The sequence below is a fragment of the Allobosea sp. 10L417 genome (assembly GCF_056395485.1).
Genome location: NZ_JBFTJP010000002.1, coordinates 799,548 through 813,327, shown reverse-complemented (window position 1 = coordinate 813,327; position 13,780 = coordinate 799,548). Strand labels below are relative to the sequence as shown.

The following is a 13,780-nucleotide window of genomic DNA, read 5'->3' as shown; positions in this document are numbered from 1 at the left end:
GCTGGCTGGGGCCGCCGCGGGCTCAGCGAACATAGATCGTGATTTTCTTCGACATCACGGGCGGATCATGCGGCGTATGGGTGTGATCTCCGACCAATAATTGCAGCGTATGAGGCCCTTTCGGCAAGGTGACGACAACCTCCGTTTGACCGTTGCCAAGATGGATATTGTTGTAGTCGGACGGAATCGGCTGGTCCGGCGGGCCGGGATCGGTGTCGATCAGCAGATGATGATGGCCTGTCGCCGCGTGCTCGACGCCGGCAGGCGCGACGCCCATGTTCCGCAAGCCGATGCGGACCGTGAAGCGCTCAGGCACGCGCAATCCGTCGAGCGGGTAGTGGAAGTAGACCTCCGCGCCGGGGGGCGCCTTCTGCCGCGTTGCGGCCTGTGCCAGCGCGTCTGTCGGCTGGAAGAGGCCGGCCATCGCATAAGACCAGACTGCCAGGAGCACAGCGATGCCAGGGCGCGAACTTGTCATCGACGCCTCGCGGGTTTGCCGCCGCCGGGCATCACGATCACGGTGATGCGCTCCGACATGACCGGCGGATCGTGCGGCACATGGTTCTCGTCCGCGAGCAGGAGCTGCAGCGTGTGCTTGCCCGGCAACAGGGTGATGCGCCGCTCCGTCTGGCCGCCGCCGAGATGGATATGGTTGAGGTCCGAGGGGATGGGCTCGTCGAGCGCCGGGGTCGCGACATCGACCAACAGGTGGTGGTGCCCGGTGTTCGGCCTGGCGACGCCGGCAGGCGCCACACCCATGTTGCGCAAGCCAAAGCGGATCGTCGAGGTCGGGAAGATCGTCTCGCCATCCTTCGGATAGATGAAGTAAACCGCCGCGTCGTTGGGCGAAGCTGTGCGCGGACGCCCGCCTCCGGCCGCCGGGGCAGCGGGCGCCGCGGGGCCGACCTGCGCGGTGTCGACAACGCGCACCCGGATCCGCTCGGACATCACCGGAGGGTCATGCGGGACATGCTCGTGATCGCCCAGGAGGAGCTGCAGCGTATGCTCGCCAGGTGGAAGCGAGAGCTCCACCTCGGTCTGGCCACGCCCGAAATGCAGGTGATTGAAATCGCTGGGAATCTCGCGATCGAGCGGCGGAACCTCCGTATCGACGAGCAGGTGGTGATGGCCACCATTGGGGCTCATCGTGCCGGCCGGCGTGATGGCGATGCCCTCGACGCCGAAGCGGATCTTTGCATGCGCCGGAATCGTGGCGCCGTCCTTGAGGTCGATGAAGAAGACACGGGCACCGGGCGCAGCGGCGGAACGCGGCTTCTCGGCCGGATCGGCCGCGACCTCGACGGTGATCCGCTCGGACACGACCGGAGGGTCGTGCGGCACATGATTATGGTCGGCGAAGAGAAGCTGGAGCGTGTGCCGGCCGGGCGTCAGCGCGATCTCGGCCTCGGTCTGCCCACCGCCGAAATGGATATGGTTGAAGTCGCTCGGGATCGGCTGGTCGAGCGGAGGAAGTTCGGTGTCGATCAGCAGGTGATGGTGCCCGGCATTGCGTCTGGGCTGCCCGGCGGGCGCGACCTCCATGCCGCTGATCGCAAAGCGGACCGTGAACTTGCCGGGGACGCGGTCGTTATTGGCGAGCCCCACGAAGCTCAGCCTCGCAGTTGCCGGCGCCGGGCTGCGCTGCATCGCACGCGCCTGCGCCATCGCCCCGCCGATCGGAAGAGCAACGGCCAACGCCCATGCCAGAGCCGCCGGTACCAGGGCGGGTATAAGGCGCGGCGCCCTCGATGGCATCGACGTCTCCCATCCACGAGACGAACACTGCGAGGCTACCAGCGCGGCTGCGCCCCAGCAAGCGGAACACTCGGCGCTTACGTAGCTGGAGCGGCTTTGTTCTGGAGTCCGGCGAAGTCATGCGTTAGCCTCACGCGGGGAAGGCGGTCATGATCCTCATCGCCAGACTTTGCGGGCTGGTCATGCTCATGCTGACGGGGCTGGCCATGGCGGCGCCGGTTCCGGAGCGCCGTGTCGCGCTCGTCATCGGCAATTCCAGCTATCGCAACGCCCCCGCCCTGCCGAATACGGTCAACGACGCCCGCGACATGGCCGGGGCACTGCGCAAGGTCGGCTTCGAGGTGATCGACGGCATCGATCTCGACAAGCGCGGCATGGATGCGGCGCTCACGCGCTTCGCCCGGCTGGCGCAGGACGCCGATGCCGCGATGTTTTATTTCGCCGGCCACGGCTTCCAGTTCAACGGCGAGAACTACCTCGTGCCGGTCGAAGCCAAGATAGAGGACGAGGTCGGCGTCCAATATGAGACGACGCGGCTGAACGACGTCGTCACGGCGCTGAACTTCGCCAAGGGCGTCAAGATCATGGTGCTGGACGCCTGCCGCAACAACCCCTTCGTCAACCAGCTCGCCAAGAGGCAGGCGACGCGCGGCTTCTCTGTCAGCTCGGGCCTGGCGCCCGTGGCGCGGGCGCAGGGCATGGTCATCGCCTATGCGACGCAGGCCAACGACGTCGCCGCCGACGGCGCCGGCCGCAACAGCCCGTTCACGGCCGCGCTGGTGCGCGAGATCGACCAGCCAGGCCTGGAGGTGGCGACGCTGTTCCGCCGCGTCCAGAAGAGCGTCTACGATGCGACCTCCGGCCGGCAGACCCCTGAGCTCTCGCTGTCGCTGCTCGGCGATTTCTACCTCAACCGTGAGGAGACCGATGCCGATATCTGGCAGCGCATCCGCTCCAGCGACGAGCCCGGCGTGCTCCGGGATTTCATCCAGCGCTATCCGGCGAGCTTCTTCGCCATCGATGCGCGCACGCGTCTCGACCTGATCGAGCGCCGCTCGCTCGCGACGAATGAACGCGACCGGCTGGTGCGCGAGTTCGCAGAGCGCGAGCGCGCGCTGCTGGAGCGTGTCGAGCGAGCCGAACAGGGGCGCCAGCAGGCCGCGACCGATCTTGCCCGGCAGGAGCCCGACGAAGCGGTCCCGCCGCCGCCACCTGCGAGCGGGGACAGCACGCGGGCGAGGCCGGCTCCTATCCAGCCCAAGCCACCGACCGGGGACGCTGCCGAACGCTCCCGTCTCGCCGACGAACTGGCCCGGCGCGAGAAGGAACTGGCTGCGCTCGAAACCGAGAAGCGGCGCCTGGCTGAAGAGCGCCGCAATGTCGAGCAGGCGCTGGCGGCGCGGCTCGGCACTCTGACGCCCTCGCCGGCCGACCGGTCGGCGCAGCCGCAGGCCGTGCCGGCAAGTGCGCCGCGCCCGGCCGAGCGCCGTGCCGATCCGGCAGCCGGCGCGCCGGCCAAGACGAATTGCGGCGAACTCCTGCTCCGCGCCCAGCTCGGCGATCTCACGCCGGCGGCGCGCGAGCAGCTTCAGCAATGCCGCTGAGCGGCGTGGGACCAGGTGAGGCGAAAGCCGGCACGCACAGGGAGGAATGGAGCATGTCGATCGCCGCGCGCCTCGGCCGAATTTTGACTCCGCTGACGCTTCTGGCGAGCGCGGCCGCCTGGGCACAATCGCCGCCGCCGCCCACGCCGGCGCCTTTCCAGCAAGCGCTTCAGAAGGCTGCCGACGACCTCTTCGGCAAGGCCGCGCTCACTGAACAGCAGATCGATCTCGTCATCGACCCGCTGATCGACGCTGCCTCCGGCTCGCAATCCAGCGCCACGCGCACGATGCAGCAGACGCTGATCGAGATCATCGGCAAATCCTATCCGCGCTTCACTGTCCGCGCCTTCGATAGCGAGGCGCTGGCGCGCAAGCCTGTCGTGCTGGTCGGCACCTTCACCGCCGTCAACAACCAGGGTGCGGCGGACGGCCCGCGGGACGCCTATCGGATCTGCCTGACGCTGGCGGATCTGAAAACGAACAGCGTCGTCTCGAAGGGCGTGGCGCGTGCCCAGATCGAGGGCGTCGACGTGACGCCGACCCCATTCTACCGCGACTCGCCGCTCTGGGCGCAGGACCAGGCCACCAACGCCTATATCAAGACCTGTCAGGGCACGAAGCTCGGCGAGGCGATCGATCCGGCCTATGTCGAACGGTTGACGGCGAATGCCTTGGTCAATGACGGCATCCTTGCCTATGAAGCGCAGCATTTCCGCGAGGCGCTGGCCTATTATCGGGCCGCGCGCAAACTGCCTGGAGGCGAGCAGCACCGGGTCAGGATCGGGACCTACCTCGCCGCCACAAAGCTCGCGCGGCGCGACGACATGGTCGATGCCTTCGGCGACCTCGTCGATTACGGGCTGGGGACCAACCAGTTGATGGTGAAGCTGCTGTTCAAGCCCGGCACCACCCAGTTCATCGACGATCCGCGGATCACCGAACCCTATCCGATGTGGCTGAGCCAGATCGCGACGCATGCCCGTCAGAAAGGAGCCTGCCTGGAGATCGTCGGGCACACCTCGCACACCGGGCTACCGCAGGTGAACGAGCGCCTTTCGACGCTGCGCGCCCAGTTCGTCATGGATCTGCTGCTGACCGGCGCCCCGGATAACCGCAACCGCATGATCGCGACCGGGCGCGGCTTCAAGGAAAACCTCATCGGAACCGGCAAGGACGACAGCAGCGACGCGCTCGACCGGCGGGTGGAATTCAAGGTGATCGGCTGCTGACGACGTCCTTGCAGCGCCGGATATTCGCGACATTGATCCGTGCGCTGCTGCGAGGCCATTTTCCGACTTCGAACAATATCGACAGCGCCGGAATTGAACGCTACCTCAGCGGTGGGGCGGCAATCGGGGCTAAGACATGCATGAAGCATGGATCAGATTGGCGGGCACGCTGATCCTGTTCTTCGCCCGCTTCCTGACCGCCGTCCGCGGACGGTGGGTAGGTGTGGCCCCGGCCGCCGAGCAGCGGATCTATTATGCCAATCATGCGAGCCATGGCGATTTCGTCCTGATCTGGACCGTTTTGCCGCGCCGCATGCGATTTGAGACGCGGCCGGTCGCCGGGAGCGATTACTGGCTGAAGAGCCGCATGAGGCGCTTCATCGGTTGCGATGTCTTCAACGCCGTTCTGATCGATCGCGACCGCGCGAGCCGCACATGTGATCCGATCGCCCAGATGACAGAAGCGTTGGATGCCGGCTCGTCCCTCATCGTCTTCCCGGAAGGCACGCGCAACACCACGGAGGCCCCGCTCCTGCCGTTCAAGAGCGGGCTGTTCCACCTGGCAAAGGCGCGGCCGGACGTCGTCCTCGTGCCGGCCTGGATCGACAACCTCAACCGCGTCATGCCCAAGGGCGAGTTCGTGCCGATCCCGCTGATCTGCACCGTCACCTTCGGCGCGCCGCTCCGTCTTGCCGATGCGGAAACGAAGCAGGATTTCCTGGCAAGAGCCGAAGCCGCGTTGCTCGCCCTGTCCCCCAAGGCGAACGCGTCATGACGATGCCGCATCCCGATCTGGTGGCCGTGCTCGCCGGCATCCTCGGCGTCCTCGTCCTCGCCTCCGCTATCGGCTTCGTGCTGCAGCGCAGATTCTCGCCGGACGGCTCTAACGCCGTGGTCGAGAACCTCAACGACCGCATCCGGGCCTGGTGGGTCATGGTCGTGCTGATGGCGCTGGCGCTGATCGGCGGCAAGACCGGCGTGACGCTGCTCTTTACTTTCTGCTCCTTCGCAGCCCTGCGCGAGTTCATCACGCTGATCGATACGCGCCGGGCCGACCACTGGGCGCTGGCGGCCGCCTTCTTCGTCGTGCTGCCGGTGCAATACTACCTGATCTGGATCGAATGGTACGGGCTCTACTCGATCTTCATCCCGGTCTACGCCTTCCTGCTGATGCCGATCATCGCGGCTTTGCGCGGCGACACCGACCATTTCCTCGTGCGCATCGCCGAAGTGCAGTGGGCGCTGATGATCTGCGTGTTCAGCACCTCGCATGTGCCGGCGCTGCTGAACCTCGACATCGCCGGCTATCAGGGACGCAATGTCCTGCTGATCGCCTTTCTGGTCATCGTCGTGCAGATCAGCGACGTCCTGCAATATGTCTGGGGCAAGCTTTTGGGCCGCACCAAGATCGCGCCGAAGCTCTCGCCCTCGAAAACCGTCGAGGGCTTCGTCGGCGGCGCGCTTAGCGCGACCGCCGTCGGCGCCGGTCTCTCCTGGATGACGCCCTTCACGCCGCTCCAAGCCGCCTTCCTGTCGCTGGTGATCGTTCTGATGGGCTTCTTCGGCGGGCTCGTCATGTCCGCGATCAAGCGCGACCGCGGCGTCAAGGATTGGGGCCATCTGATCGCCGGCCATGGCGGCTTCATCGACCGGCTCGACTCGGTCGTGTTCTCAGCCCCGATCTTCTTCCATCTGGTCCGCTACGGATGGTCGGCCGTATGACCCGGCCGATCGCACGCCTGATGCGCAGCAGCATCGTCCATGTCGCCTTTGCCTTCCTCGCCATGGGGAGTTGGGCGGCCTTCGCCAACCGCGGCCATGCGATGCCGGCTCCGCTCCAAGCGGGGCTGATCCAGGGTGCGCTCTCGGCCTCGATCACGCTCGTCCTGAAGCGATGCATCGAATATCTCGCCGGCCGCTTCACCGGCCTCGCCGCGCTTCTGGCGCCGCCCTTGATCGCCGGGCTCGTCTCCGCAAGCGTGCTGACCGTCATCCACACGATCGGCGGCACGCCCGAGATCGCAAGGACGATCGCCGTGCCCCTCACCGTCGCGACGAGCTACGCCGCGCTCTACAATTATTCGCTCTGGCGTATCGGGAAGGCCTGAACGATGGCGCAGGACGAGAATCGACGCCCGCTCGCCAGCCGCGATTCCGGCTGGGCCCGCTCCATCGCCCGACGGCTGAGCGCTGCCGCTATCACGCCGAACCAGATTTCGATGGCGAGCATGGTGATGGCGGCTTTCGCCGGCATCACCTTCTGGCAGGCGGGCGCGGCGGAGGCCGGCCCACGCGCCGCCCTGCTCCTGGCCGCCGCCCTGTTCTGTCAGCTCAGATTGCTGTGCAACCTGTTCGACGGAATGGTGGCCATCGAAGGCAGCAAGCAGGAGCCCGATGGGCCGTTCTGGAACGAATTCCCGGATCGCGTTGCCGATATCCTCATTCTCGTCGGCGCCGGTTGCGGGGCTGGCGTGCCGGCCCTGGGCTGGGCGGCTGCCGGTTTTGCCGTGCTGACCGCGTATACGCGCGAACTCGGCCGCGCCTGCGGGCTGCCGGCCGATTTCTCGGGCCCGATGGCCAAGCAGCACCGCATGGCGACGATCACCGCGGCGGCCCTGCTGTCACTGCTGGAACCGCTCTGGCGCGGCCACAACGAGGTGCTGATTATCGCTCTCTGGCTCATAGCCGCCGGGGCCGCCATAACCGCAATCAGGCGAGCCATGAGTGTCGCACGAGGTTTGCGCGCACGCTGAAAGCTCGTGACCCGGCGCGGCGTCGAGATTCGAGAGAGGTTCGTCGAGGAGCAGGACCCTTCCGCTCGTAGACGAGGGCACGGCAGATCGCGACGCGCTGCTGCTGGCCACCGGACAACGGGTCGGGATAGCGTGCGGCAAGAGCCCGAAGTGCGCCATATCTCCTGGGAAGGATTTCCAAAGCGCTGTTTACGCGGCGGACGAGCTCGACGAGACTGCGAAGCTTCTGATCCTCCGCTCCGGCCGCAGCGACAAGCTTCGTGTTGAAACCGAAGTCGAGGAACTCAAGCGCGTCTTCGGGGGCTGAGCGCCATGTCTCTCACGATCGGTATGGTGGCCCATGACAGCAAGAAGCCGGATCTTGCGGCCTGGGCCGTACAGCATGCCGGCTTGATCGCGCGCCATACCGTGGTCGCGACCGCGACGACTGGTGGCGTGTTGAAGTCCTCGCTTCCCGATCTCACTATCCGCCTCGTCAAAAGCGGCCCGCTTGGCGGCGATCAGCAGGTTGGGGCGATGATTGCGCAAGGCGAATTGGACGTCCTTCTGTTCTTTCCGGATCCCCTCGCCGCCCAACCTCACGACGTCGACGTGAAGGCATTGCTGAGGCTGGTCCTGGTGTACGATATCCCGGCCGCCTTCAGCCCCAGCACGGCGAGCGCCCTCGCACGATCCGGGCTTTTCGATCGGTAACGACGACCAGGCGCAGAAATGGCGGCCCCGCAAAGGGCCGCCAGTTCGATAGGGACAATCCGTGGCTGGAAGCAGACCCCGGCGCAGCTCCGCGTCGGTCAGTAGGTCTGGCCCAGATATTCTGCGATGGCCTTGGCATCCTTGTCGTCGATGGGAGCCTTGTAGACCTTGATCATCTTCTGGACCTCGGCGTCCCAGAAGGCCTGCCCCTTCTTGCTCGGCTGATAATTGACGTAGTCGGCCGAGTGGCAAGCCATGCAGTTGTTTTTGGCGGCCTCGAAGCCCGGCTCGGCGCCGGGTTTGAGCGCGGCCGTCTCTTCCGGCAGCTTATAGGTCTTCGGAGCCGCGAGCGCGGTTCCGGCAAGAGTGCATGCGAGGATGAATGCGGCGCCGAACGCGCGCGGGCGAGTGATCGTCGTCATGACATTCTCCCTCACGCGGCCATGACGCGCGTCGTTTCGACGACGTTGCGCAGATAGCCGGACGGGTTCCAGAGCGGCTGCATCGGCTGGGTCTGCCCCTTGGCGTTGGTCGCCTTGACCATCAACTTCTGCTCGCCGGATGCGACGGAGACGTCCGCCTTCCATTCGCGGAAGGAGTACTTGCCGAGATCGTGCCCGAGGCCAGCCTTGACCCAGGTCTGGCCGCCATCGCCGGAAACCTGGACTTCGGCGATGCCGGAACCGCCATCGAAAGCGATGCCGCGCAGCGCAAGTCTACCAGCCTTGACCTTGGCCCCATCCAGCACATTAGTGATGAACGAGCGGACGGTGAATCGGTTGATTGGAATCGTCGCCACGGGCGCCTTTCCAGGCTCGACGCAGGCGCAGTCATTGTCGGGGATCCGGTAGGCCGTTTTCATCCAGAAGCTGTCGAGCTCCTTGTCCAGCACGGTGATCTCGTTCAGGTGCTTGACCCAATAGGTCCCGTAATAGCCCGGCACGACCAGGCGCAGCGGATAGCCGTTGAGCCAAGGCAGGTCGGTTCCATTCATGGCATAGGCCAGCATGACTTCGCCGTCGCGGGCATGGTCGAGCGCGAGCGCCTTCGTGAAATCGGGCGTATCGGGCGCAACCGGACCGTCGAGGCCGTCGAAGGAGACCTGCACCGCCCCTGGTTGGACACCGGCTCGCTCCAGGACGGCCTTGAGCGAGACGCCGCGCCAGCGCGCGTTGCCCATGGCGCCGTTTCCGAGCTGGCCGCCGGCGACCCGGGGCTCGACGAAGCCGCGGCTGTTGCCGGAGCACTGGTTGACCGCGACGACCTCGACCGCAGGGAAGCCGCTCTTCAACTCGCGCAGCGACAGCGAGAGCGGTTTGGACACCTTGCCCTTCACCTCGAGCCGAAACGTTTCCGGGTCGATCTCCAGCGGAATGTCGGCGAGATGGTAGCGAACGAAGAAGGCGTCGTTCGGCGTGACCACGCCGTCATTGAAGACCGAGAATGGCGTCTCGAGCTGCGGCGGGCGGGCTGTCTGCTGAATCAGCGGGCGTTTGCCCGGCACTTTGACGAGTTCGCGCTCGCCATTCTGGAAGGGCAATTTGACGGTTTCGGCGGCCAGGGCCGAGAAGCGCGATCCAGCGATCGCGGCGGCTCCCAGCCCCAAAGCCGCACGGCCGGCAGATGTGAGCATCTGTCGTCTGTTCAACATGGCGTTTCTCCCGAGGACACACTCCTCTGGAGATTGAGACGCATCAGAGCGTCGATCTATTCCATATCAAGGAAAGAAAACGGTCAGGCGCCGCAGGGCTGACCGATATTCGGCACGTCCCTGAGAGCCGCGACCTGCTCGTCCGTCGGCTCCAGCTTCTGACGGATCAGATTGGCGATGACATCGGCGAGGCGATCGAGCCGCGCGGGATCCATGCCGCTGCTCATCAGCGCGTAGTCGGCGCCGACCGTGCTCCAGGCGCGTATGCGCAATTCATCGCGATCGCTTTTCACCGGCGTCGCACCCCAGCGTCCGGAATGCGGCGCCATCCAGAGCCCGAGCCGGCAGCCATGGGGGCCGCGATAGCCCGCGAGCAGGCCGCCATTGCCGGAGGTCGGATCGAGCGAAAGATAGCTGAGCTCCAAGCCGGAGGCCCGCAAATCCGGAAGGTGTCCGCTCTGCGCTGCGGCGAGATCCACTCGCACGCGTCGCTCCGGCATTTCCGGCTGACCTTCTGCTATCCAGTGGCGATGAGCTGACATCGCGGCTGCGAGCCCTCCGTCAGGAGCTTTCGCCGAGCCGGAGAGCAGGGCGAGGAAACCGATGCAGGCCGCGAGCGCCAGAGCGGCGGCGACAGGCAGGACCGCTCGCGAACGGCGCCGGGGCGGCAGCATGAATGCGGGCGGCGCCATTTCGGGAGGCAAGCGGCGTGCGACGGCGCGCAGCCGCGACAGCGTTGCCACACGCTCGGCCAGCCGTGGGTCACAGGCGATCGCCGCCGCAACCTCGGCCGCTTCCTCCGCAGAAAGCTCGTCGTCGACATAGGCATTCAGCCTATCGAGGGAAACTCCGCCGTCCCCGGCCGATTCCTCACCGTGCATGACGGCGGCGCCTCGACTGGAGGGGGCGCAGATTCTCGCGCTCGATGACGGCCAGCAATGCCTGCCTCGCCCGGCTCAACCGGCTCATGATCGTCCCTTGCGGCACCCCGAGAATAGACGCGACCTCGCCATAGCTGAAGCCCGCCAGATCGACCAGTTCGACGATCTCGCGGTGGTCGGGCGGTATCCGCTTCAAGGCCTGCCGAACGGTGATTTCGGCGATAAGGCTGTCATCATAGCGATGGTCGAAGCCAGGGCCCTCCTCCAGCGCTCCGCTTTCGGGCACATCAGGGATGTGGCGCGCGCGGCGATAATTGTCGATCCAGGCATTGCGGACGATCTTGAACAACCAGGCGCGAACGGCTTCAGGGCGAGGCTGAGCACCCGAGCTCCCGAGTGCCTTGAGAGCGCAGGACTGCACCAGATCCGCGGCAGCGTCGGGATTGTCGGTCAGGCGGAGCGCATAGGAAAAAAGGCTCTTCCAGTTGCTGCGCAACGCTTCTTCGATCATCGCTCGCAGGGTGACACCTCCCGAACCTGATGCCGTGTCGCTCCCGCTGGCAGTGACGCCGCCGGGAGCCTCGATGCAGACCTACGAGATGCCCAGCAGCCGGATCAGACCGACGCTGACCGCGGCAAGCGCGAGCAGAGAGAGCGAAACCGCAGCTGTTACGCTGCGGCCGGCCCTGGCAACCGCGCGGATGTCGACGCCTAGGCCCAATGCGGCCATCGAGATGATGGTGAGGATGGTCGCAGTTTGAGCGATAGGGCCAAGTGCGGCCTGCGGGATACCGCCGTGCGAACGGAGCGCCGCCATCGCCAGGAAGGCGATGATGAACCAAGGGACGAGCTTGTGCACGGGCACGCCGCGACGGGGCTGGTTCTCTGCGGTGAGGTTATTCGCCTTGGCCTGCGCTCGGCTGCTCAGAATTGAAAGGACGACGACGACCGGTCCAAGCATCAGCACGCGCACGAGCTTGACGAGCGTGCCGATCTGGACGCTTGCGGCCGCTACCGGCGCCGTTGCCGCGAGAACCTGCGGGACGGCGTAGACGGTGAGGCCAGCCAGCACCCCGTATTGGATGTCCGACAGATGCAGCAGCGGCACCAGCAGCGGCAGGCCCAGCACCACCAGGACGCCCAGCACAGCTGTGAATGCAATGGACGATGCAACGTCGTGACCGCTTGCGCCGATCACGGGCGCCACCGCCGCGATGGCCGAGTTGCCGCAGATCGAATTGCCGCAGGCGACCAGGACCGCCATGCGCTTGGGCAGGCCGAGCATGCGTCCGATCAGAAAGCTGACGGCAAGCGCGACGGCGACGACTGCGGCGATGCCGACGATCAGGCTCGGGCCGGCTGCGATGATGGCCTCGGCATTGAGCGACGCGCCGAGGAGCACGATCGCGATTTCCAGAACCGTCTTTGACGAGAACGCGATTCCCGGCAGCCAGAACTTCGACGGGGTCCAAAGGGTCCTCACCGTGGTTCCGAGCAGGATGGCCAGCACGAGAGCTTCCAGCCACGCACGCCCCGTAAAATGCGCTTCCAGCACTTCAAGGCCGTAGGCCGCAGCACTGATGAGCACGCAAAGCCCGAAGCCAGGCAGAAGTTGCCCGGCTCGCAGCATCGGCGAACGGAAGGGTCCGGAAACGTCATTCATGGATGGGGGCGCCAAGGATTAGAAAAACTCTTTCTCTGTGGCACCATCTTTTAGAAAAACGATCCAAGCAAACGCATTCAATCGAACGTTATGATCTACATCGCCGAACATTTGCGCTGGCCCCCGCTGCGGTGAGCGACCCCGAACGACCATCCGTCTGCCGCGATGACACAGGTCGCACCGAGGCCCTGGCAATCACATGAAGCCTGGGTTTCGCGGCAGATACTGCGTCCAGCCGCCATAGCCGGGCGACGCTATCAGCAGCATGGGAAAGCTGATACGCATGCCTTGTTTCACTGCAAGGCTTAAGACGCTGTCGCAGGTACCTGGCAGAAAAGCGGAAATCTTCTCGACAGAGCTATCTGCCGCCAATCGCAACGCCGTCGAGAAGGCATCGCGAAGAATGCCAGACCTCGTGACGGCGAGCGGCCCGATATGCCCGCTGGCGCTGATATAGGCGTAGCCGACGCATTCGCTGCCGGCGTGGAGCAAGACACCCCCGACCGCCGCGTCATTGAGCAGGTGGCGATGATGCTTTTCCCGCGAGATGCCGATGGCGCTTGAATCGATCGCGGCGAGCTTCTCCATGGTAGCAGCGCTGTCGTCGATCGCCGCGGCTCGCAATCGCGGCTCCGGCAACGCCTGCGCCACCCGATCGCGCGCGGCGTTGAACAAGTAGACCGGCATCCTGGGAAAGAGCCCGTGCCGCATATACAGGCCCTGCGAGACGCGATTGAAGGTGAAGGTAATCAACGCCTTGTGAGCCGCCCCTGATTTCCGGGCATGCTCCATGGTTCGTTCCAACAGCTCGTTTCCGATGCCCTCGCCCTGTCGGGCCGGATCGACGAAGAGCTGGGCCAGGAACCAGACATCCCCACAAACCCAGCTCCAGGCAAAGCCCAGCATCGCGCGGCTATCCTCAGCGACCCACAGGCCATCGGGGTCGTCTTCGAGCGAAAACAGCTGAAAGCTCGGGGGGCTGGCCGACGCCATGGGGCCGAAGCCATGACGAATAGTGAGTTCGTTGATGCTGGCCACCACCAGAGCATCGGCAGCTGCCAGATCGTTCGCTCGAGCTGGCCTATAAACAAGCGACATCGTGTCACTCCGGCACAGATTTCCAAGATTGAGAGCGAGCAACCATATCGACCATAGCAGTCTTCACGATTGCGGTCTCGCGCACCGCGAAACCCGCCTGCCGCATCCCGGATCGCGAGATCGGCGCGGCAAACCGCATAAGTGGTGCCCGGCGCCGCCCGGCTGCCTCATCGCGCGGGCCGAATTCAGTTGAATGCAGGGTCATTTGCGACCATGCTTGCTGCAGGTCTTGCGAATCGCAGCCCGTGCACGGCAGCCGCAGCAAGGCAATGATGGCACCACCGCCACGATGGCACGCGTGATGCATCATATCGTCAGGGCGCTAGGCCGCCGCCTGCAGCAGAGATGTCGGCCGCCCGAACGCTTGACTGCCCCGACGGCGCAGCGCCGTTGTCGCAGCAGCCGTTCAGGCACTGGACAGGAACTTGCACGACTATCATCTGTTGGATGTTG

The 13,780-nt window shown here is 65.4% G+C and carries 15 protein-coding genes and 1 pseudogene; 7 read left to right on the top strand and 9 right to left on the bottom strand.

The features are described from left to right. Positions 1-22 precede the first annotated feature (22 nt). Together AC1DE3_RS10030 and AC1DE3_RS10025 are read right to left on the bottom strand one after the other, a co-directional pair. Entirely contained in the window at positions 23-478 is a 456-nt protein-coding gene (locus AC1DE3_RS10030; RefSeq protein ID WP_441511453.1) for a DUF4399 domain-containing protein, read from the bottom strand. Continuing rightward, positions 475-1,755 carry a DUF4399 domain-containing protein gene (locus AC1DE3_RS10025; protein ID WP_476852326.1) on the bottom strand — a complete coding sequence of 427 codons (1,281 nt, stop codon included), beginning with the start codon at positions 1,753-1,755 and terminating at the stop codon, positions 475-477. The genes AC1DE3_RS10030 and AC1DE3_RS10025 overlap by 4 nt, the downstream gene beginning before the upstream one ends. 149 nt (positions 1,756-1,904) lie before the next feature. Between AC1DE3_RS10025 and AC1DE3_RS10020 the strand changes: the two genes are divergently transcribed. The 6 genes from AC1DE3_RS10020 (at position 1,905) to AC1DE3_RS09995 (ending at position 7,341) form a co-directional block, all read left to right on the top strand. Beyond that, positions 1,905-3,359, top strand: a complete 1,455-nt coding sequence (locus tag AC1DE3_RS10020) for a caspase family protein (protein ID WP_441511451.1) — start codon at positions 1,905-1,907, stop codon at positions 3,357-3,359. A 53-nt stretch (positions 3,360-3,412) separates the two neighbouring features. After that, positions 3,413-4,588 (top strand): OmpA family protein, encoded by a 1,176-nt coding sequence (locus tag AC1DE3_RS10015; RefSeq protein WP_441511450.1) that lies wholly within the window; start codon positions 3,413-3,415, stop codon positions 4,586-4,588. Between the two features lie 136 nt (positions 4,589-4,724). Beyond that, the gene (locus AC1DE3_RS10010; protein ID WP_476779700.1) at positions 4,725-5,363 is read left to right on the top strand and encodes a lysophospholipid acyltransferase family protein; all 639 of its coding nucleotides are present in this window, start codon (positions 4,725-4,727) and stop codon (positions 5,361-5,363) included. After that, positions 5,360-6,310 (top strand): phosphatidate cytidylyltransferase, encoded by a 951-nt coding sequence (locus AC1DE3_RS10005; protein WP_441511448.1) that lies wholly within the window; start codon positions 5,360-5,362, stop codon positions 6,308-6,310. Before AC1DE3_RS10010 ends, AC1DE3_RS10005 begins: the two co-directional genes overlap by 4 nt. Continuing rightward, positions 6,295-6,696, top strand: coding sequence for a hypothetical protein (locus AC1DE3_RS10000; protein ID WP_441511447.1), 402 nt, complete (start codon positions 6,295-6,297; stop codon positions 6,694-6,696). The genes AC1DE3_RS10005 and AC1DE3_RS10000 overlap by 16 nt, the downstream gene beginning before the upstream one ends. Before the next feature lie 3 nt (positions 6,697-6,699). Then, positions 6,700-7,341, top strand: a complete 642-nt coding sequence (locus AC1DE3_RS09995) for a CDP-alcohol phosphatidyltransferase family protein (RefSeq protein ID WP_441511446.1) — start codon at positions 6,700-6,702, stop codon at positions 7,339-7,341. A gap of 18 nt (positions 7,342-7,359) precedes the next feature. Here AC1DE3_RS09995 and AC1DE3_RS09990 read toward each other — a convergent pair. After that, a pseudogene (locus AC1DE3_RS09990) lies at positions 7,360-7,567 on the bottom strand (ATP-binding cassette domain-containing protein); the annotation flags it as partial. Positions 7,568-7,653: 86 nt separating this feature from the next. Between AC1DE3_RS09990 and AC1DE3_RS09985 the strand changes: the two are divergent. Beyond that, positions 7,654-8,034, top strand: a complete 381-nt coding sequence (locus AC1DE3_RS09985) for a methylglyoxal synthase (RefSeq protein ID WP_441511445.1) — start codon at positions 7,654-7,656, stop codon at positions 8,032-8,034. A gap of 98 nt (positions 8,035-8,132) precedes the next feature. Here AC1DE3_RS09985 and sorB read toward each other — a convergent pair whose 3' ends face one another. The 6 genes from sorB to AC1DE3_RS09955 all read right to left on the bottom strand — a co-directional run bounded on the left by sorB (position 8,133) and on the right by AC1DE3_RS09955 (position 13,327). Continuing rightward, the gene (sorB, locus tag AC1DE3_RS09980) at positions 8,133-8,456 is read right to left on the bottom strand and encodes a SorB family sulfite dehydrogenase c-type cytochrome subunit (protein WP_441511444.1); all 324 of its coding nucleotides are present in this window, start codon (positions 8,454-8,456) and stop codon (positions 8,133-8,135) included. Positions 8,457-8,467: 11 nt separating this feature from the next. After that, positions 8,468-9,685 (bottom strand): SorA family sulfite dehydrogenase catalytic subunit, encoded by a 1,218-nt coding sequence (sorA, locus tag AC1DE3_RS09975; RefSeq protein ID WP_441511443.1) that lies wholly within the window; start codon positions 9,683-9,685, stop codon positions 8,468-8,470. A gap of 83 nt (positions 9,686-9,768) precedes the next feature. Continuing rightward, positions 9,769-10,566, bottom strand: a complete 798-nt coding sequence (locus AC1DE3_RS09970) for an anti-sigma factor family protein (RefSeq protein WP_441511442.1) — start codon at positions 10,564-10,566, stop codon at positions 9,769-9,771. After that, entirely contained in the window at positions 10,556-11,077 is a 522-nt protein-coding gene (locus AC1DE3_RS09965) for an RNA polymerase sigma factor (protein ID WP_441511441.1), read from the bottom strand. Before AC1DE3_RS09965 ends, AC1DE3_RS09970 begins: the two co-directional genes overlap by 11 nt. Positions 11,078-11,158: 81 nt before the next feature. Then, positions 11,159-12,196, bottom strand: a complete 1,038-nt coding sequence (locus tag AC1DE3_RS09960; protein WP_441511536.1) for a YeiH family protein — start codon at positions 12,194-12,196, stop codon at positions 11,159-11,161. 228 nt (positions 12,197-12,424) lie between these two features. Further along, the gene (locus tag AC1DE3_RS09955) at positions 12,425-13,327 is read right to left on the bottom strand and encodes a GNAT family N-acetyltransferase (protein WP_441511440.1); all 903 of its coding nucleotides are present in this window, start codon (positions 13,325-13,327) and stop codon (positions 12,425-12,427) included. Positions 13,328-13,780: the final 453 nt, after the last annotated feature.